The organism is Streptomyces sp. NPDC051576 (assembly GCF_040681835.1).
Taxonomy (GTDB): Bacteria; Actinomycetota; Actinomycetes; order Streptomycetales; family Streptomycetaceae; genus Streptomyces.
Window position 1 is genome coordinate 406,121 of record NZ_JBFAZO010000002.1, and the last position, 18,865, is coordinate 424,985.

Sequence of the window (18,865 nt, forward strand, 5' to 3'; positions counted from 1 at the left end):
GTGCTGCGCCGACACGGCACCACCCTCGCAGCGTGGGACAAGTTTCAGACACCGTAAGGCCGTTCACCAGGGTTGCAGAGGGTTGCAACTTGGCGGCTTCTGTGTCCGAACTGTCTCCCTCCGTCACCGGGGAGCGGCACTATGAGACCAACAGTCGATACGGGACCGGAGAGAAGGATCCATGGCGAACCCGCCGGCCGGCCCGGCGCAGCGCACCACCGTCGACGCGGCGCGGACGGCACGGATGCTCAGCGACGCCCGGCACGCCATGCTCTCCCAACAGCGCGCCCGCACCGCCACGCGCCCGGTGATCGAGGCGTCCTGGGAGCGCGCGATACGCGGTGGAACGCACCCGGACCACGATCTGCGGACCGGGGTCCTCTCCCGCGAGGAGGTCGAACGGCGGCGCGGCACAAGCCCGTTGCGGCACGTCCTGCCGGTGCTGCGGGAGGGTCTGGTGTCGGTCGCGGACGCCGCCCACCACATCGTGCTGGTCGCCGACGACGAGGGCCGGGCGCTGTGGCGCGAGGGCAGCGCCGCGGTGCTGCGCAAGGCGGACGAGGTCGGCATCGAGGTCGGCACGGACTGGCGCGAGGACGTCGTCGGCACCAACGGCCTGGGCACCCCGGCCGTCGTACGGCGGCCCGTGCAGGTCTTCGCCACCGAGCATCTCTCGCGCGCGCTGGCCGGGTTCACCTGTGCGGGCGCCCCGATCACCGACCCCAGGGACGGCCGGCTGATCGGCGTCGTCGATGTCAGCGGTCCGCTGGAGACCATGCATCCGGCCACCCTCGCCTGGGTCGACTCGGTGGCGAAACTCGCCGAGGCCCGGCTGCGCGAGCTGCATCTGACGTCGATCGAGCGGCTGCGCGCGGTGGCGGCGCCGATCCTGCCCCGGCTCGGCGGCCGGGCCCTGGTGGTGGACCGGGACGGCTGGACCGCCGCGGTGACCGGAATGCCGTACGCGAAGCGGATCGCGCTGCCCAAGTCGCCCTCGGGGGGCCGCCGTTGGATGCCCTCGCTCGGGCTGTGCCTGCTGGAGCCGCTGGCCGGGGGCTGGTTGATCCGGGTCGTCGACGAGCCGGCGCCCGCCGCCACCCGGATCGTCCTCGACCTGGCACTGGCGCGCCGCCCGTCGATGACGGTGTCCGGCGGCGCGGGCTCCTGGACCCATGAACTGAGCCCCCGGCACGCCGAGTTGCTTTATCTGCTGGCCCTGCACCGCGCCGGGCGCAGCGCGGCGGCGCTGGCCGAGGACATGTTCGGCGACCCCGGCCGCACGGTGACCGTGCGCGCCGAGATGTCACGGGTACGGCGCTATCTCGGGGCGTTCCTGGAGCACCGGCCGTACCGCTTCAGCGAGGACGCGGAGGTCGAGGTGCTGCTCCCGGACGACCCGCGCGAGCTGCTGCCGCACTCGACGGCGCCGGGGGTGGCCAGTGCTCGGGGTTCGGTCCGGACGCCGTAGCGGACAGGTGGCGCAAAACACTCGCCGAGCGGCATCTTCCGCATAATTGCAGGGTCTTGCCCCTGGGGCGGCACCGACTGCCGTAGCATCCCCCTACGGGCCACCCCACCTGCTCCCTGGTCAACGCACGGATCACCAGGCGCAGTTGGCTCGCCTCGGGAGGACACTATGAGTGCACGTGGACGACATCGTCGACGCAAGCGGGGCAGGGCGCTGCGCGCCGTGCTGGCCGGGGCCGCACTCGGTCTCACCGCCGCCGCGACGCTGATCAGCGCCTCGCAGGCGACGGTCGCTTCCGATCCCGGGGCGCTGAAGCCGATCACCTCGGCCGCCGGTCTGGGCGAGTTGCGGCTGCGGGAGAGCCTGGAGCCGCAGCAGTCGCTGGACCGGCTCGCCGCAGCCATGGGACGTCCGGTGGGCGTCGGCACCGTGCTGAAGAGCGCCGACCACACCATGCGCGACTCCGCCGACTGCACGACCGACGAGAAGGCGGCGCTGCCCGTCGAACCGGCGGCCACCCACGCCTACTGCTGGGACAGCGGCGACGCGGCGGACCCGGCGTGGACGCCCCGCTCCGTGACCACCTCGGGCGACGCCGACGAGGACGGCTGGTGGGGTTCGAACCGGGTGATCCTCTCCGGCTGGTCCGCGAACACGCGCGGCCTGGCCCGGGTCGCCTTCGTGAACGCCGCCGACCCCGCCCGCCTCACCTACACCTGGGCCCTCCTCGCGGTGCCGACCGACGGCGGGCGCGACTACCGCGGGCTCGTCTCCAGGATCTCCGGCATGGTCTGGTACCAGGACAAACTCCTGGTCACCACAACGAGCGGGTCCCGCGACGCCCTGTATGTGTACGACATGAACCGCGTCCAGCGCGCCACTGTGACGGCCTCCGCGGTCGGCCGGGTGCGCGAGGGCTGGTCGGCGGCCGGATACCGCTATGTGCTGCCCGCGATCGGGTCGTACCGGCTGAGCGGCGGCAAGTCGGCGGTCCGGCCCGTGGCGCTCTCCCTGGACCGCGGCACGGTCCCGGACAGTCTGGTCGCGAGCGGGGCGAAGCGCCTGTGGCGCTACCCGTTCAGCGGGGACCCCGCGCGGGCGGGGCTGCTCGCCACCGACGCGGCCGGGCGCGCCTCGGCCGAGGAGGCGTACGACACGAAGGTCACCGGCGCCGGAGGTGTGCTCTCGTACGGGTCCGCCTGGTACCTGGGCGGTTCGGCGGGAACCGAGGGCGGGCGCGGCACCATGTGGCGCCAGAACACCGGTGGCGCGAAGGCCACCGAGTGCGGGGCCGACGGGACGCACCGGTGCTGGAGCCCGCGCACGGACTCCCTCTCGTACTGGCAGGAGACGGGCGAGGTCTGGTCGGTGTCCGGGCGGATGCTGTTCGCGCTCCCGCTGACCTCGATCGACCGGTCCCTGGGCTGATCGACAGATCGCGGGGCCGGATGATTCCCTGACGGACATGACGAACATCCCCGTGACCACCTGGTCCCTGGAGCAGACCGACCCGAGCGACCTCCTTCCGGCCATCGCGCCGGACGGGGACGTACGGATCGTCCGCTCCGAAGTACCCTCCCCCGAGTTCAGCCGCTATCTGTACGCGTCCGTGGGCGGGGACATCCTGTGGATCGACCGGCTCGGCTGGACGTTCGCGCAGTGGCAGGAACACCTCGACCGGCCGGGGGTGGAGACCTGGGTCGTGTACGACCGGGGCACACCCGCGGGATACGTGGAGCTGGAGCCGCAGGGCGACGGGGTAGTCGAGATCACCTACTTCGGCTTGATCCCCGCCTTCCGCGGCCGCCGCCTCGGCGGCCATCTGCTCTCCTACGGCGCCGCCCGCGCCTGGGACCTCGCGGACCGCTGGCCCGGGCTGGCGGCCACCAAGCGGGTCTGGCTGCATACCTGCAGCCTGGACGGGGTGCACGCGATGGACAACTACCAGCGCCGGGGCTTCAAGCTCTTCGACACGCAGGTCGAGGAGGTGCGGCAGGCGGCGACCCCGGGGCCCTGGCCGGGGGCCTACCCTGTCTGACCTGGGCCGACAAGACGGCGTACGCTCCTTGTGACCGACAACACCCTCGTCTCACACTTCGGGACAAGGGTGTCCGCATGACGGACGAAGCTGGACTCTGTCCAGATCGCCGTGACACGCTTCCGTCATGTCTGGAACTGGAATTGCCTTGGTGAGTCGGCGGCACGTCGACCTCGGCCGCATGTCCAGCGCCATCTGTCCGGCGGGCTAGCCCGAGCCGCAGCACCCCCGGAATCCCCGTATCTGCCCCACCCCGCGCAAAGACGCGCACGTATGCCCGCATGCGCCCGTACGCGCAGGTCAGAGCCGATCACCCCCGCCTGTCCCGGAGGACGTAGAACCATGGCCGCCACCCCGCAGAACCCTGCAGCCGCAGCGCCCCGCCGCAAGGTGAGCCGTCACCGCGGTGAGGGTCAGTGGGCCGCGGGGCACCACACCCCGCTGAACGGCAACGAGCAGTTCAAGAAGGACGACGACGGTCTCAATGTGCGGACACGCATTGAGACGATCTACTCCAAGCGCGGATTCGACTCGATCGACCCCAACGACCTGCGCGGCCGTATGCGCTGGTGGGGGCTGTACACCCAGCGCAAGCCCGGGATCGACGGCGGCAAGACCGCCATCCTGGAGCCGGAGGAGCTGGACGACAAGTACTTCATGCTGCGCGTCCGCATCGACGGCGGCCGGCTGACCACGGACCAGCTCCGGGTGATCGGCGAGATCTCGCAGGAGTTCGCGCGCGGCACGGCCGACCTCACCGACCGGCAGAACGTGCAGTACCACTGGATCCGGATCGAGGACGTCCCGGAGATCTGGAACCGGCTGGAGGCCGTCGGCCTGTCCACGACCGAGGCCTGCGGTGACACCCCCCGCACCATCCTCGGCTCGCCGGTCGCCGGTATCGCCGAGGACGAGATCATCGACGGCAGCTCCGCGATCGACGAGATCCACCGGCTGTACATCGGCAGCAAGGAGTTCTCCAACCTGCCGCGCAAGTTCAAGACGGCGATCTCCGGCTCCCCGCTCCTCGACGTCGCCCACGAGATCAACGACGTCGCGTTCGTCGGCGTCAACCACCCCGAGCACGGCCCCGGCTTCGACCTGTGGGTCGGCGGCGGCCTGTCCACCAACCCGAAGATCGGCGTCCGGCTCGGCGCCTGGGTCCCGCTGGACGAGGTCCCGGACGTCTGGGCCGGCGTGATCGGCATCTTCCGCGACTACGGCTACCGGCGGCTGCGCACCCGCGCCCGGCTGAAGTTCCTCGTCGCCGACTGGGGCCAGGAGAAGTTCCGCCAGGTCCTGGAGGACGAGTACCTGGGGCGCAAGCTCGTCGACGGCCCCGCCCCCGCGCAGCCCGTCCAGCGCTGGCGCGACCACGTCGGCGTCCACCGCCAGCAGGACGGCCGTTTCTACGTCGGTTTCGCCCCGCGCGTCGGCCGCGTCGACGGCACCACGCTCACCAAGATCGCCGAGCTGGCCCAGGCGCACGGCTCGGGCCGGCTGCGCACGACGGTCGAGCAGAAGATGATCGTGCTCGATGTCGAGGAGAGCCGGATCGACTCGCTGGTGGAGGGTCTGGAGGCGCTGGGCCTCACCACGAAGCCCTCGCCCTTCCGGCGCGGCACCATGGCCTGCACCGGTATCGAGTACTGCAAGCTCGCGATCGTCGAGACCAAGCAGCGCGGCATCCAGCTCATCGACGAACTGGAGCGCCGCATCCCGGAGTTCGACGAGCCGATCACCATCAACATCAACGGCTGCCCGAACGCCTGCGCCCGTATCCAGGTCGCCGACATCGGTCTCAAGGGCCAGTTGGTCCTCAACGACCAGGGCGAGCAGGTCGAGGGCTTCCAGGTGCACCTCGGCGGCGCCCTCGGCCTGGAGGCCGGCTTCGGCCGCAAGGTCCGTGGCCTGAAGGTCACTTCGGAGGAGCTGCCCGACTACGTCGAGCGGGTCCTCACCCGGTTCCAGCAGGAGCGCGAGGACGGCGAGCGCTTCGCCGCGTGGGCGACGCGCGCCAGCGAGGAGGCACTGTCGTGAGCGAGCGTGCCGCCCCTTTCTACTGCCCCTACTGCGGTGACGAGGACCTGCGTCCGAATGAGCAGGGCCATGGCGCGTGGGAATGCGCGGCATGCAACCGGGCCTTTCAGTTGAAGTTCCTCGGGCTGCTCGCCCGCGGAGCTCAGCGGAACGAAGCCGGAGGGGACCAGATATGACGACCATTCAGAAAGAGCGCACGGGCGAGGACCTGAAACGCCTCGCCGAGCAGGCGGGCCGCGACCTGGAGGACGCCTCCGCGCTGGAGATCCTCCAGTGGGCGGTGAAGACCTTCGGCAAGCAGTTCTGCGTGACCTCCTCGATGGAGGACGCGGTGGTCGCCCACCTCGCCTCCCGCGCGATGCCCGGCGTCGACGTGGTGTTCCTCGACACCGGCTACCACTTCCCGGAGACCATCGGCACCCGCGACGCGGTCGAGGCCGTGATGGACGTCAACGTCATCACGCTCACCCCGCGCCAGAGCGTCGCCGAGCAGGACGCCGAGTACGGCCCCAAGCTGCACGACCGCGACCCCGACCTGTGCTGCAAGCTCCGCAAGGTGCAGCCCCTGGAGCAGGGCCTCACCAAGTACGCGGCCTGGGCGACCGGGCTGCGCCGCGACGAGTCCCCGACCCGGGCGAACACCCCGGTCGTCGGCTGGGACGAGAAGCGCCAGAAGGTGAAGATCTCGCCCATCGCCCGCTGGACCCAGGACGACGTGGACGCGTATGTCGCCGAACACGGCGTCCTCACCAACCCGTTGCTGATGGACGGCTACGCGTCCGTCGGCTGCGCGCCCTGCACCCGTCGGGTGCTGGAGGGCGAGGACGCGCGCGCCGGTCGCTGGGCGGGCCGCGGCAAGACCGAGTGCGGACTGCACGAATGACGACCACGACCGAGGAGTTGCACGTGACGACCGGAGCCACCGTCTGGCTCACGGGTCTGCCGAGTGCCGGCAAGACCACCATCGCGTTCGAGCTGGCCGGCCGGCTGCGCGAGGAGGGCCACCTCGTCGAGGTGCTCGACGGCGACGAGATCCGCGAGTTCATCTCGGCGGGCCTCGGCTTCAGCCGCGAGGACCGGCACACCAACGTGCAGCGCATCGGCTTCCTCGCCGAACTGCTGGCCCGCAACGGCGTCAAGGCGCTGGTGCCGGTCATCGCGCCGTACGCCGACAGCCGCGAGGCCGTCCGCAAGCGGCACCAGGAGAGCGGCACCGGCTACATCGAGGTGCATGTGGCGACCCCGGTCGACGTGTGCTCCGTACGCGATGTGAAGGGTCTCTACGCCAAGCAGGCCGCCGGTGAACTGACCGGGCTCACCGGGGTCGACGACCCGTACGAGGAGCCCGAGTCGCCGGACCTGCGGATCGAGTCGCAGCACCAGACCGTGCAGGAGTCGGCGGCGGCACTCCACGCGCTGCTCACCGAGAGGGGACTGGCATGACGACGACCGTTGCCAAGGCCGACGAGGGTACGGACACGCCGTACGCCCTCTCGCATCTGGACGCCCTTGAGTCCGAAGCGGTGCACATCTTCCGTGAGGTGGCGGGTGAGTTCGAGCGGCCGGTGATTCTGTTCTCCGGCGGCAAGGACTCGATCGTCATGCTGCACCTGGCGCTGAAGGCGTTCGCGCCGGCGGCGGTGCCGTTCTCGCTGCTGCATGTGGACACCGGACACAACTTCCCCGAGGTCCTCGAGTACCGCGACCGCACGGTCGAAAAGCACGGCCTGCGCCTCCATGTGGCCTCCGTACAGGACTACATCGACCGCGGTGTGCTGCGCGAACGCCCCGACGGGACCCGCAACCCGCTCCAGACCCTGCCGCTCACCGAGAAGATCCAGGCCGAGCGCTTCGACGCCGTCTTCGGCGGCGGCCGCAGGGACGAGGAGAAGGCCCGCGCCAAGGAACGGGTGTTCTCGTTGCGGGACGAGTTCTCGCAGTGGGACCCCCGCCGCCAGCGGCCCGAGCTGTGGAACCTCTACAACGGGCGGCACGCGGCCGGCGAACACGTCCGCGTCTTCCCGCTCTCCAACTGGACCGAACTGGACGTCTGGCAGTACATCGCCCGCGAGGGCATCGACCTCCCGCAGATCTACTTCGCGCACGAGCGTGAGGTGTTCAGCCGTGCCGGTATGTGGCTGACCGCCGGTGAGTGGGGCGGGCCCAAGGACGGCGAGACCGTCGAGAAGCGCCTCGTCCGCTACCGGACCGTCGGCGACATGTCCTGCACGGGCGCCGTCGACTCCGACGCGGTGACGCTGGAGCAGGTCATCACGGAGATCGCCGCGTCCCGGCTGACCGAGCGGGGCGCCACGCGGGCCGACGACAAGATGTCCGAGGCCGCGATGGAAGACCGCAAGCGCGAGGGGTACTTCTAGACATGAGCACCATCACGACCGAGGAACTCTCGGCCACCACGCTGCTGCGGTTCGCCACGGCGGGCTCCGTCGACGACGGCAAGTCCACGCTCGTGGGACGGCTGCTGCACGACTCCAAGTCGGTCCTGACCGACCAACTGGAGGCCGTGCAGCGGGTGTCGGCCGACCGCGGCCAGGACGCCCCCGACCTCGCCCTCCTCACCGACGGCCTGCGCGCCGAGCGCGAACAGGGCATCACCATCGACGTGGCCTACCGCTACTTCGCCACCGCCAAGCGCCGGTTCATCCTCGCCGACACGCCCGGTCATGTGCAGTACACCCGCAACATGGTGACGGGTGCCTCCACCGCCGAGCTGACGGTGATCCTCGTCGACGCCCGCAACGGCGTCGTCGAGCAGACCCGGCGGCACGCGGCGATCGCCGCGCTGCTGCGGGTCCCGCACGTGGTGCTCGCCGTCAACAAGATGGACCTCGTCGAGTACAAGGAGACCGTGTTCGCCGCGATCGCCGAGGAGTTCACGGCGTACGCGAGCGAGCTGGGCGTCCCGGAGATCACCGCGATCCCGATCTCGGCGCTGGCCGGGGACAACGTGGTGGAGCCGTCCGCGAACATGGACTGGTACGGCGGCCCGACCTTCCTGGAGCACCTGGAGTCGGTGCCGGTCAGCCACGACCTGGCGCACTGCCACGCACGGCTGCCCGTGCAGTACGTGATCCGGCCGCAGAGCGCCGAGCTTCCGGACTACCGGGGGTACGCGGGCCAGATCGCGGCGGGTACGTTCCGCGTCGGCGAGTCCGTGACGGTCCTGCCGTCCGGGCGGGCCACGAAGATCTCCGGCATCGACCTGCTCGGCAAGCCGGTCAGGACCGCCTGGACCACACAGTCGGTGACCCTCCTGCTGGAGGACGACATCGACATCTCCCGCGGCGACCTCATCGTGCCCAGCAAGGACGCGCCCGCGACCACGCAGGACATCGAGGCGACGGTCTGCCATGTCGCCGACCAGCCGCTGACCGTGGGCCACCGGGTGCTCCTCAAGCACGGCACCCGCACGGTCAAGGCGATCGTCAAGGACATCCCCTCCCGCCTCACGCTCGACGACCTGTCCCTGCACCCGCACCCGGGACAGCTCGTCGCCAACGACATCGGCCGGGTGAAGATCCGCACCGCGGAGCCGCTGCCGGTCGACTCGTACGCGGACTCGCGCCGTACGGGCTCGTTCATCCTGATCGACCCGGCGGACGGAACCACGCTGACCGCAGGCATGGTCGGCGAGTCGTTCGCGGCGCCGGAGCCGGTCAAGGACGGTTCCGACGACGACGGTTGGGACTTCTGACGATGAACTCCACGGATTTCTACTCCACGTTCGCGAAGGAGGGCGGCCGGGTCGGCAGCGGCGCCCTCGGCAGCGGGCAGGGCGGGGTGGCGCGATGTGCGCGATGACGTACGCGCACTGCCTGCGCGCCCCGTCCCCCCACCCGCCGTCCCGGACGCGACGAAAACGTAGACCTGCCGACCTCCCGGCCACGACCTGAGAACGTGACCGCCGGGCCAACGAGAGGAACACCTCCCGTGCCTGCCAACCGCTCATCGCTCCTACGCCGCGGCATAGCCGTCGTGGCCGCCCTCCCGCTTCTCACGCTCGCCGCCTGCGGCTACGGGTCCCAGTCCACGGCCGACAACTCCAAGGAGAAGGTCGCCGCCGGCTCGTCGAAGATCGACGGTCTCGACTCCGTGAAGATCGGCTACTTCGGCAATCTGACCCACGGGACCGCGCTCGTCGCCCGTCAGCAGGGTCTCTTCCAGAAGGACCTGGGCGCCACCAAGGCCGCGTACCAGATCTTCAACGCCGGCCCCTCGGAGATCGAGGCGCTCAACTCCGGCTCCATCGACATCGGTTGGATCGGCCCCTCCCCGGCGATCAACGGTTACGTCAAGTCCGCCGGCAAGGGCCTGAAGATCATCAGCGGTTCGGCGTCGGGCGGGGTGAAGCTGGTCGTCAACCCGAAGACGATCAAGTCCCTGAAGGACGTCAAGGGCAAGAAGATCGCGACCCCGCAGCTCGGCAACACGCAGGACGTGGCGTTCCTCAACTGGATCGCGGACCAGGGCTGGAAGGTGGACGCGACCACCGGCAAGGGCGATGTGTCGGTGATCCGCACCGACAACAAGATCACCCCGGACGCCTTCAAGTCCGGTTCCATCGACGGCGCCTGGGTACCGGAGCCGACCGCGTCCAAGCTGGTCGCCGAGGGCGGCAAGGTGCTGCTGGACGAGTCGACGCTGTGGCCGGACAAGAAGTTCGTGATCACGAACATCATCGTGCGCCAGGCGTTCCTGAAGGAGCACCCGAAGGCCGTCGAAGCCGTACTGAAGGCCTCCGTCGAGGCCAACAAGTGGATCAACGCCAACCCCGACAAGGCGAAGGCGGCGGCGAACAAGCAGTTGGAGGCGGACTCCGGCAAGGCGCTCCCGGCGAACGTCCTCGACCCGGCCTGGTCGTCGATCCAGTTCACCGACGACCCGCTGGCCGCCACCCTCAACACCGAGGCGGCGCACGCGGTCAAGGCCGGTCTGCTGGAGAAGCCCGACCTCAAGGGCATCTACGACCTCACGATCCTCAACAAGGTCCTCAAGGCCGAGGGCGCGAGCACCGTCGACGCCGCCGGTCTCGGCACCAGTTGATTCCCGCCCGATGAGTTCCCAGGAGGTGACGACCATGGCAACGACCCTCGCCAAGGCCGAGGAGTCGGTGGAGTACGCCGCTCGCCTTGAGCATGTCTCGAAGTCCTTCGCGACGCCGGGCGGACAGCAGCTCGTCCTGGACGACATCAGCATCGATGTCGCGCCGGGCGAGTTCGTCACCCTCCTGGGTGCCTCGGGCTGCGGCAAGTCCACACTGCTGAACCTGGTCGCGGGACTGGACCGGCCGACCGTCGGCTCGATCGCGACGGACGGCCGCCCGGCCCTGATGTTCCAGGAGCACGCCCTCTTCCCGTGGCTGACCGCGGGCAAGAACATCGAACTCGCCCTGAAACTCAGGGGAGTCGTGAAGAACGACCGGCGCGAGAAGACCGAGCGGCTGCTCGAACTCGTCCGGCTGAAGGGCGCGTACGGCAAGCGCGTCCACGAGCTGTCGGGCGGTATGCGCCAGCGGGTGGCGCTGGCCCGGGCGCTCGCCCAGGAGAGCAACCTGCTGCTGATGGACGAGCCGTTCGCGGCCCTCGACGCCATCACCCGGGACGTACTGCACGACGAACTCACCCGGATCTGGGCCGAGACCGGCGTCTCCGTCCTCTTCGTCACGCACAACGTGCGCGAGGCGGTACGGCTCGCGCAGCGCGTGATCCTGCTGTCCTCGCGCCCCGGCCGGATCGCCCGCGAGTGGCAGGTGGGCATCCCGCAGCCGCGCCGCATCGAGGACGCGCCGGTGGCCGAACTGTCCCTTGAGATCACCGATGTACTGCGTGGGGAGATCCGCCGTCATGGCCAGCACTGACACGACACCGGTCCAGGACGCCGGCAGCGTCGAGGCGGGCCTGGACGCGCTGGACACCTCGGTCAAGGTCCGTACGCCGTTCAGCCAGACCTTCAAGAACAAGATCCTGCCGCCGATCATTGCGCTCGCGCTGGTCCTCGTGGTCTGGTTCGTCCTCACCCCGGTCGTCGACGACCCGAGCAAGCTGCCCTCCCCCGGCGATGTGTGGGGCGAGGTCGAGGACCAGTGGCTCAAGGGCACCCTGCTCGACTACATCTGGGGCAGTGTCTCCCGCGGTCTGCTCGGCTTCCTGCTCGCGCTGGTCATCGGGACGCCGCTGGGCCTGGTGGTGGCGCGGGTGAAGTTCGTGCGCGCGGCGTTCGGCCCGATCCTCTCCGGGCTGCAGTCGCTGCCCTCGGTCGCCTGGGTCGCGCCGGCGGTGATCTGGCTGGGGCTGGACAACTCCGTGATGTACACGGTGATCCTGCTCGGTGCCGTGCCCTCGATCGCCAACGGTCTGGTGTCCGGTGTCGACCAGGTGCCCCCGCTGTTCCTGCGCGCGGGCCGCACCCTGGGGGCGACGGGCCTGCGCGGCACCTGGCACATCGTGATGCCGGCCGCGCTGCCCGGCTATGTGGCCGGTCTCAAGCAGGGCTGGGCGTTCTCCTGGCGTTCCCTGATGGCCGCCGAGATCATCGCCCAGTCACCGGACATGGGCATGGGCCTCGGCCAGCTGCTGGAGGTGGGCCGCACCAACAGCAGCATGGCGACGGTCTTCCTCGCGATCCTCCTCATCCTGTTCGTCGGCATCGCGATCGACCTGCTGATCTTCAGCCCGCTGGAGCGGTGGGTGCTGCGCAGCCGCGGTCTGCTGGTGAAGAGCTGATCCCAGTGCGCACTCCGGTCCTCCTCGTCATCGCCCACGGCAGCCGCGACCCGCGGCACGCCGCGACCGTCCACGCCCTGGTGCGGCGGATACGGTCGCGGCGGCCCGGGCTGCGCGTGGAGACCGGCTTCCTGGACTTCAACATCCCTTCCGTGCAAGGGGTGTTGAAGTCCCTGGCGGCAGAGGGCGTCCGTGACGTCGTGGCCCTCCCCCTCCTCCTGACCCGCGCGTTCCACGCGAAGGCGGACATCCCGGCGGTCCTGCGGGACGCGCCGCCGCGCCTGCGGATCCGGCAGGCGGAGGTACTGGGACCGTCCCCGCTGCTGCTGCGTACGCTCGAACGCCGTTTGTACGAGGCCGGGTTGACGCCCGCCGACAAGTCCTCGACCGGGGTCGTGCTGGCCTCGGCGGGCTCCACCGACCCGGAGGCGATCGCCGTGATCGCCGGCCTCGCACGGGAGTGGCAGCACACCGGCTGGCGCGCCGTACGCCCCGCGTTCGCCTCGGCGGCGCTGCCCCGCACACAGGACGCGGTGCGCGAGCTGCGGGCCATGGGGTGTGAACGGGTGGCTGTGGCGCCGTATGTCCTCGCACCCGGCTTTCTGCCGGACCGGATCGCTCGGGGGGCTGCGGAGGCGGATGTGCTCGCCGAAGTGCTGGGGCCTGCACCGGAGGTGGCGCGGGTGCTGCTTGAGCGCTACGACGCGGCCCTGGCACCGGCGCTCGCGGTCGTGGGCGCGTAACACCTTCACTGTTCCCACCTGCCCGGATTCCCGGAAAGGGCCCTCCCCCTGGTCCCGGATCTGCTGGGATGGTTCCTCTGAAGGCTAGTGGGGAGCAAGTGGACGTGGCGGGTCGGGAGTTCGGGCATCGCGAAGGGCCTGCACCGGCCCAACTGCACTACACCTCGGCGCCGTCCGGCTCCGGGGATTCCGGCCCCCGGTTCACAGCCGTCGGCGCGGATGTGCCGCCAGGGGTGCTGCGGGAGGCGGAGCGGCTCATCGGCTACGAGCCGCCGGAGCGGACCCTCGCCGAACAGCTCAACGGCTTCCCCACGGTCTTCAGTTTCAGTGAACTCGCCGACGGCGGGCGGCTGTTGAGCCGTTCCGTGTGCACCGGCGCCGACGCGGGCTTCCACGCCCACGCCTTCCTGCTGCCGTCCGGCACCCGGCTGCCGGACGGTGTGCTGCCCATCTCCACCTGGGAGTCGCCACGTTGGGCCCAGGCGGCTCCCCCGGACGGCAGGCCCGATCCCGTCGACCGTGTCGAACCCTCCGGGCTGCTGCGCAAGGAGGCGCTGGTCGCCTTCGCGGTGTCCCGGGCCGGCCGGCTCGCCCCGTTCTTCGCCGATCTGCGCGCGGTGGCCGCGGATCCGGGCGCCGGGCAGCTCGTGGTGGTGGAGCACGACAGCGCCGACGTGGCCCGGTGGATCGCGCTCGCCTGCACGGTTCTGCCCCGCGAACAGGCGCACCGGCTCACCTTCACGACGTACACCCGCGACCCCCGGCAGAACCGCCAGCAGCTCGTCGGCGCGCTGCCGTCCTCCGAGTCCGTCACAGGCGACCGGCGCTACCGCGTGCACGACTGCACAAGCGACCAGCCGTCCGGGCCGGTGAGCGACACCTGGGCCGAGGTGTGCGCCCGGATCTGGTGTGCGGGCCGGCCCGACCTCTTCCGCGACGACCCCGAGGACCTGGGCCCGTTGGCGGTGAGCGCGCTCGTCGCGGGCATCGAGCTGCGTACGGACGCCCGTGCGGTGGTGGCGAGTTGGGCGGCGGAACAGGTGGGCGCGCTGCCGGACGACACACTGACGGCGTTGGTCGCCGGGTTGTGCGGAGGGCCGGTGCCGCACCTGGGCTCGCGCTCGACGTCCCTGCCCGGCGAGGCCGAACAGGCGGCCCTGGCCGCGCTGTTGACCCGGTTGGACGGACGAGTGACGGCCGCGGTGTCGGCGCCGCTCGCCGCGCGGGTGCTGGCGTCGGCGGTCCTCGCCCATGGACCGGTGCCCGCGCTGCGCGCCGGGTCCCTCACCGCGCGGGCCCATGACGACCTGGCCCGGGATCTCGCGCCCTCCCTCCGGGCCGGTATCGCGGACAGGACCGAGCCGGCCGCCGGACGGCCCCTCGCGCTGCTGCGGGCCGCCGATCTGCTCGACGTCGACTGCCAGGACCAACTGCCGGAGCTGGCCGAGCGGTTGGCGCGGGAGCTGGTGGACGCCTCGGCCCCGCCCGCGTCGGGCGGCGGGTCCCCTGCCGTGGGCTGTCCGCCCGCCCTCCTCGACGCGGTGCACACCCATCCCGAGCTGCGGGTCGCGCTGTTCGGCTCGCTCGACGCACTCGCCGCCACCGAACCGGCCCCGGTCGCAAGGGCGTTGAAGGACTCGGGGCTGCCGCTCGGCCTCCAGCAGTCCGGTCTGCCGCATCTACGGATGTGTGTCGCGCCCGCCGGGCCGGACGACCGGCTCGACCGGCTCCACGGTCTGCTCCGCACGGCCGGCATCTCCCCGCACGCCGATCCCACCGTGCTCCGCACGGCCCTGCGCCTCACCTGGTCCGGCGGTGAGCTGCCGACCGGGCAGGAGGCGAGCCTGCTGCTGAGGGAGCTGGGCTCCGACACCCACCGAGCGGCCGGTACCCGGGAGTTGCTGATCGAGGCGGCACTCGCCGCTCCCCCGGACGACCCCGGCATACCGGCGCTCGCCGCCGACCTGCTCCGCTGCTTCACCACGGAACTGGGGCCAAGTCGGCGTACGGCTCTGCTCCTTCTGGAGTTCACCGGGCTGCTGGGCACCGGGAGCGAGGGCGAGGAGTGGGTCGGCCGGGTGCTGGAGCTGACCTCCGCCGGCGCCGCCGACCCGGTGCCGGACACCGTCGCCGAGCGCGCCTTCCAGGCCCTCGCGTGGCGGCTTCTGGAGGGGGCGGCACCGGAGAACGAGCTGTACACGCTGGCCCGTTCGGCCGAGCCGCGTCTGCTCGCCGCGTACGAGCGGGCGGGCCGCTCGGAGCGGGTGGCCGACCGGTTGCGGACCGGTCCTGCGTATGCCGCCGACCGGTTCTGCGACTGGAGCGCGTTCCCGGGGACGTACCCCGCCTGGGACGAGACCCGCACAGCCCTGCTGACCAAGGTGCTGCGGCCGGTTGTGCGGGCCATGTCGGCCGAGGACCAGATCGCGGTCGAGGCGGCGCTCGACCACGCGGGCCGCGGCAAACTCGACGCGTTCCGCGTCTGGAACCGCCCCGGCGCGCTGGGGCGACTCGCGGGACGGCTGTCGGGGCGGGGGCGACGCGTCGAACATCCCGGCGGCTGACCGCACTTGGGAGGTGACCGACCCGGTGACCGGCAGGGAAGCGCCGCCCGAGGTCCGGCACTCCCCTGTGATGTCGGACCCCGGACGGCCCGTCCGCAGCGCGGCCCCCGCCGGCGTGAGCCTGGTCGCGGGGGTCGCTTTCTCTACTGCGTGTACCGCCGCGTTTTTGTCACTGCACGACGACAACTCCCCCGGGCTTTGCCCTCGTTCAGTCGAAGGACAGACCTCCGGTACGCGTCCGCTTCAGCTCGAAGAGGTCGGGATGCGTGGCCAACACCCGGAAGCTGTCGAAGAGTTCGGCCGCCTTCGCGCCGCGCGGAACGGCCCGTAGGACCGGGCCGAACCACACCGTTCCATCGACGTGCAGGGTCGGCGTGCCCACATATCCGCCCGACTCCTCCTCGACGCCCGCCTCATGACTGCGGCGCACGGCGTCGTCGTACGACGGATCATGGGCGGCGTCGGCGAGTTCGGCGGGGAGGCCGAGTTCGGCGAGGGACTCGGCGATCACCGCGTCGAAGTCGTCGTGGCGCCGCTCGTGGATGCGGGTGCCGAAGGCCGTGTAGAGGTCCCGCAGGATCTTGTCACCCTGCTGTTCGGCGGCGGCCACGGCGACGCGGACGGGGCCGATCGACTTGTCGACCAACTCGCGGTACCAGTCGGGGAGTTCGTTGCCGATGTTGTGGAGGTAGAGGCTCATCGCGTGAAACCGGAGGTCGAGCGGGCGCTCACGCTCGACCTCCAGCAGCCAACGGGAGGTGATCCACGCGAAGGGGCAGGCGGGGTCGAAGTAGAAGTCGACGCGGACCGGGTCGCCGGCACGGGTGTCTTGGCTCATACCGGACACGCTAGCCATGGATTGGGCCGAATGCTCGACCCAATCGGCCGCCCCCTCAGTGGTCCACTTTGCCGACGGCCGTCTGCCGGGGGTCCCGGCCGCTGGCCGCGAGGGCACGGTCGAACACGGGGGCGTCGTCCGGCACCGGCACCGGGTCGGCGAAGCCGTCGTACTGGCGGTAGAGCTCGGCATGCTTCTCGACCACGTCGAGGACAAGGCGGGCGGTGCCGTCCGAGACGCGGTACTCCTGGCCGGTGGCCGTGGCCACGTCCCAGCCGTGCACCGCCAGCTCCTTGATGATCATCGAGGCGATCTCGTCGGCCGGCATCTTCGCCATGCCGAGATCGATCTCGCCCTCCCAGACCGCCGGGTCGGCCCAGGCGGCGACGGCCCGGTCCAGTTGAGCGGCGTACGCCGTCGCCCAGTCCGGGTCCGCGGTGAAGTCGCGGGAGGTCAGTTCCTCGGGGAGTTGCTTGCGCAGGGCGCGGTGTTCGAGGCCGTGCGAGGTGTAGAGGACCCAGTGGTTGACCATGGCGCGTACGTCCCAGTCGGGGCAGTGCGTCGGGTCGTCGAGCTGTGCCGCGGTGACACCGCGCGCGACTCGGGCCGCCTCGGCGGCGCATTCGATCATGTACGGGTGCAGGTCGTCGTTGCTCATGCGTCCCACGCTAGGGAGGGCGCCGTCAGGACTCTTGAACAAACGCGACAGCCTCGTCGACGAGGCGGAGCAGCTCGTCGAAAGGCATCGAGCCGGGCGCCCTGCGCTCGCGCGCGAAGTCGTTCGCCAGCCGTTGCAGCAGGTCGTTGAGGGGGGTCGGAACACCGTGCAGCCGTCCCAGCAGGGCGATCTCGCCGTTGAGGTAGTCGGCCTCGATGGTGCCGGTGCCCCGGCTCAACGACTGCCAGGAGGAGCCGCCGCCGCGCGGGGCGCCGTCGATCTCCACGAGCTGGATCTTGTCGCCGCGCGCCTGCCGCTCCTCCTCGGCGCTCGCGTACGCGATACCGGCCGCGTCGAGCACGGCCGTGCCCTCGGCCCGAATCCGCCGGTAGAGGGCCAGGCTCTCGTCGCTGGTACGGCTCCCGGCGACCGCCTCGATCGCGTTGACGAGGTTGCCGAGCAGCTTGGCGTACTGCCAGCGCGCCACATCGGGTACGACCGGCGCCTCGAACCTCGACTTCTCCAGGTCGGCGGCGATCAGCCGGACGGTCTCGTCCGTGCCCCGCGGACAGCGGCCGAGGTGCAGGACGCCGGTGAGCGGGGCGCCCTCCGCGGCGACCACACCCGGTTCGACGAAGGTCGCCGGCAGCCAGACGCAGACGCCGTAGACCCGCCGGAACCTGCGCAGTGCCAGGCGCCGGCTCTCCACCCCGTTCTGCGCGCAGACGACCGGCAGCCGCTCGGCGGCCGTGCCGCCACCGGATACCGGCGCCGGGCCCCAGAGCGCCAGCGCGGCCTCGCAGTCCTGGGTCTTGGCGGCGAGCACGAGGACGTCGTCGGGCCTCAACTCGCCCAGTTCGTCGGGTCCTTCGACCACCGGCAGCCGGTACGTCGACTCGCCCTCCGGCACCTTGAAGCGCAGCCCCCGCTCGGCCAGCGCCGCCCGGTGCGCGCCCCGCGCCACCAGGACGACCTCGTGCCCCGACCCGGCCAGCCGGCCACCGATGGCCCCGCCGACCGCCCCTGCTCCGATGATGATGTAGCGCATGGGGTCGAGCCTCGCACAGTCGGTCAACTACCGGTCATCTCCACCAGTTTGAGCACGGTGTTCCAGTTGCGGGAGGTCGCGATCAGCCCCTTGTTCAGGCGGGGCCGGGAGAGTTCCACGGCGAGCTTGGAGCGACCGAGGCCGTCGGGGGCGTAGAGGTACAGGGCGCGGTCGCCGAGGCGGAACTCCTCGGGGAGGAACGCGGCCCGGTCCAGTCCCGCGAAGCGGTCCTCGCCCGGCGGTGCCGAGTAGTAGGTGACGTGCAGCTGTTTGGCCTCCAACTCGGCGGCCGGGAAAGGGCAGTTGGCGGCGATCGCGGCCAGGTAGGCGTGGTCGCGGACGACGACGTCGACCGCGAAACCGAACCGCTCCTCGACCGCCCGCGCGAGCTGCGCCGCGAGGGACTCCTCGTCCCCGTCGTCGCTCGCGAACACGGCCTGGCCGCTCTGCAGATAGGTGCGGACGTCGTCGAGTCCGAGGCCGTCCATGAGAGTGCGCAGGTCGGCCATCGGGAGCTTCCTGCTGCCGCCCACGTTGATTCCGCGCAGGAGCGCCGCATACGTCGTCATCCGGACACCATAGGGCGGCCTTCGCCCTCCGGCGGGGTGGGCACGACGGCTCCGGGCCTCGCGCACCCTGATCATCTCCCCCTGACCGCCCCGATAGATGTAAGGGGCCGCTGTCCTCCCCAGTGCGGAGGGTCCGGGGTCCGTGCGGAGGAGCCG

At 71.0% G+C, this 18,865-nt stretch carries 19 protein-coding genes; 15 read left to right on the forward strand and 4 right to left on the reverse strand.

What is annotated here, in order from left to right; genetic code table 11:
• Nucleotides 1-181: 181 nt before the first annotated feature.
• From AB0M63_RS07745 to AB0M63_RS07815, 15 genes are all read left to right on the forward strand, one after another.
• The gene (locus tag AB0M63_RS07745) at nucleotides 182-1,468 is read left to right on the forward strand and encodes a GAF domain-containing protein (protein ID WP_366018775.1); all 1,287 of its coding nucleotides are present in this window, start codon (nucleotides 182-184) and stop codon (nucleotides 1,466-1,468) included.
• Nucleotides 1,469-1,636: 168 nt separating this feature from the next.
• On the forward strand, nucleotides 1,637-2,896 hold the full coding sequence (locus AB0M63_RS07750; RefSeq protein ID WP_366018776.1) for a hypothetical protein: 1,260 nt from the start codon (nucleotides 1,637-1,639) through the stop codon (nucleotides 2,894-2,896).
• A gap of 37 nt (nucleotides 2,897-2,933) precedes the next feature.
• On the forward strand, nucleotides 2,934-3,506 hold the full coding sequence (locus tag AB0M63_RS07755; RefSeq protein WP_366018777.1) for a GNAT family N-acetyltransferase: 573 nt from the start codon (nucleotides 2,934-2,936) through the stop codon (nucleotides 3,504-3,506).
• Nucleotides 3,507-3,633: 127 nt separating this feature from the next.
• Nucleotides 3,634-3,717 (forward strand): putative leader peptide, encoded by an 84-nt coding sequence (locus tag AB0M63_RS07760; protein ID WP_309500612.1) that lies wholly within the window; start codon nucleotides 3,634-3,636, stop codon nucleotides 3,715-3,717.
• Between the two features lie 131 nt (nucleotides 3,718-3,848).
• Nucleotides 3,849-5,546: a nitrite/sulfite reductase gene (locus tag AB0M63_RS07765; protein WP_355924999.1), complete on the forward strand. Its 1,698-nt coding sequence runs from the start codon at nucleotides 3,849-3,851 to the stop codon at nucleotides 5,544-5,546.
• The gene (locus AB0M63_RS07770; protein ID WP_355924997.1) at nucleotides 5,543-5,722 is read left to right on the forward strand and encodes a hypothetical protein; all 180 of its coding nucleotides are present in this window, start codon (nucleotides 5,543-5,545) and stop codon (nucleotides 5,720-5,722) included. Before AB0M63_RS07765 ends, AB0M63_RS07770 begins: the two co-directional genes overlap by 4 nt.
• A complete protein-coding gene (locus AB0M63_RS07775; RefSeq protein ID WP_355924995.1) occupies nucleotides 5,719-6,429 on the forward strand; it encodes a phosphoadenylyl-sulfate reductase in 711 nt (236 codons plus the stop codon). The genes AB0M63_RS07770 and AB0M63_RS07775 overlap by 4 nt, the downstream gene beginning before the upstream one ends.
• A 23-nt stretch (nucleotides 6,430-6,452) precedes the next feature.
• The gene (gene cysC / locus AB0M63_RS07780; protein ID WP_356057614.1) at nucleotides 6,453-6,989 is read left to right on the forward strand and encodes an adenylyl-sulfate kinase; all 537 of its coding nucleotides are present in this window, start codon (nucleotides 6,453-6,455) and stop codon (nucleotides 6,987-6,989) included.
• A complete protein-coding gene (gene cysD / locus AB0M63_RS07785) occupies nucleotides 6,986-7,924 on the forward strand; it encodes a sulfate adenylyltransferase subunit CysD (protein ID WP_356057524.1) in 939 nt (312 codons plus the stop codon). Before cysC ends, cysD begins: the two co-directional genes overlap by 4 nt.
• A 2-nt stretch (nucleotides 7,925-7,926) precedes the next feature.
• Nucleotides 7,927-9,261, forward strand: coding sequence for a GTP-binding protein (locus tag AB0M63_RS07790; protein ID WP_355914764.1), 1,335 nt, complete (start codon nucleotides 7,927-7,929; stop codon nucleotides 9,259-9,261).
• 236 nt (nucleotides 9,262-9,497) lie between these two features.
• Complete coding sequence (locus AB0M63_RS07795; protein ID WP_366018778.1) at nucleotides 9,498-10,610, forward strand: aliphatic sulfonate ABC transporter substrate-binding protein; 1,113 nt, start codon at nucleotides 9,498-9,500, stop codon at nucleotides 10,608-10,610.
• Nucleotides 10,611-10,620: 10 nt separating this feature from the next.
• Complete coding sequence (locus AB0M63_RS07800; RefSeq protein WP_355914770.1) at nucleotides 10,621-11,424, forward strand: ABC transporter ATP-binding protein; 804 nt, start codon at nucleotides 10,621-10,623, stop codon at nucleotides 11,422-11,424.
• Nucleotides 11,411-12,289, forward strand: coding sequence for an ABC transporter permease (locus AB0M63_RS07805; protein ID WP_355914773.1), 879 nt, complete (start codon nucleotides 11,411-11,413; stop codon nucleotides 12,287-12,289). Before AB0M63_RS07800 ends, AB0M63_RS07805 begins: the two co-directional genes overlap by 14 nt.
• 5 nt (nucleotides 12,290-12,294) lie before the next feature.
• Nucleotides 12,295-13,032, forward strand: coding sequence for a sirohydrochlorin chelatase (locus tag AB0M63_RS07810; RefSeq protein ID WP_366018779.1), 738 nt, complete (start codon nucleotides 12,295-12,297; stop codon nucleotides 13,030-13,032).
• 104 nt (nucleotides 13,033-13,136) lie between these two features.
• Nucleotides 13,137-15,596, forward strand: coding sequence for a GTPase-associated protein 1-related protein (locus tag AB0M63_RS07815; protein WP_366018780.1), 2,460 nt, complete (start codon nucleotides 13,137-13,139; stop codon nucleotides 15,594-15,596).
• A gap of 208 nt (nucleotides 15,597-15,804) precedes the next feature.
• Here AB0M63_RS07815 and AB0M63_RS07820 read toward each other — a convergent pair whose 3' ends face one another.
• Genes AB0M63_RS07820 through AB0M63_RS07835 form a run of 4 tightly spaced genes read right to left on the reverse strand, consistent with a single transcriptional unit; the run spans nucleotide 15,805 to nucleotide 18,709 of the window.
• The gene (locus AB0M63_RS07820) at nucleotides 15,805-16,434 is read right to left on the reverse strand and encodes a DsbA family protein (RefSeq protein WP_366018781.1); all 630 of its coding nucleotides are present in this window, start codon (nucleotides 16,432-16,434) and stop codon (nucleotides 15,805-15,807) included.
• Nucleotides 16,435-16,489: 55 nt separating this feature from the next.
• Complete coding sequence (locus AB0M63_RS07825; RefSeq protein ID WP_366018782.1) at nucleotides 16,490-17,092, reverse strand: TIGR03086 family metal-binding protein; 603 nt, start codon at nucleotides 17,090-17,092, stop codon at nucleotides 16,490-16,492.
• A 25-nt stretch (nucleotides 17,093-17,117) separates the two neighbouring features.
• Nucleotides 17,118-18,140 (reverse strand): 2-dehydropantoate 2-reductase N-terminal domain-containing protein, encoded by a 1,023-nt coding sequence (locus tag AB0M63_RS07830; RefSeq protein WP_355914788.1) that lies wholly within the window; start codon nucleotides 18,138-18,140, stop codon nucleotides 17,118-17,120.
• Nucleotides 18,141-18,163: 23 nt separating this feature from the next.
• Complete coding sequence (locus AB0M63_RS07835) at nucleotides 18,164-18,709, reverse strand: DUF1697 domain-containing protein (protein ID WP_355914791.1); 546 nt, start codon at nucleotides 18,707-18,709, stop codon at nucleotides 18,164-18,166.
• Between the last annotated feature and the right edge of the window lie 156 nt (nucleotides 18,710-18,865).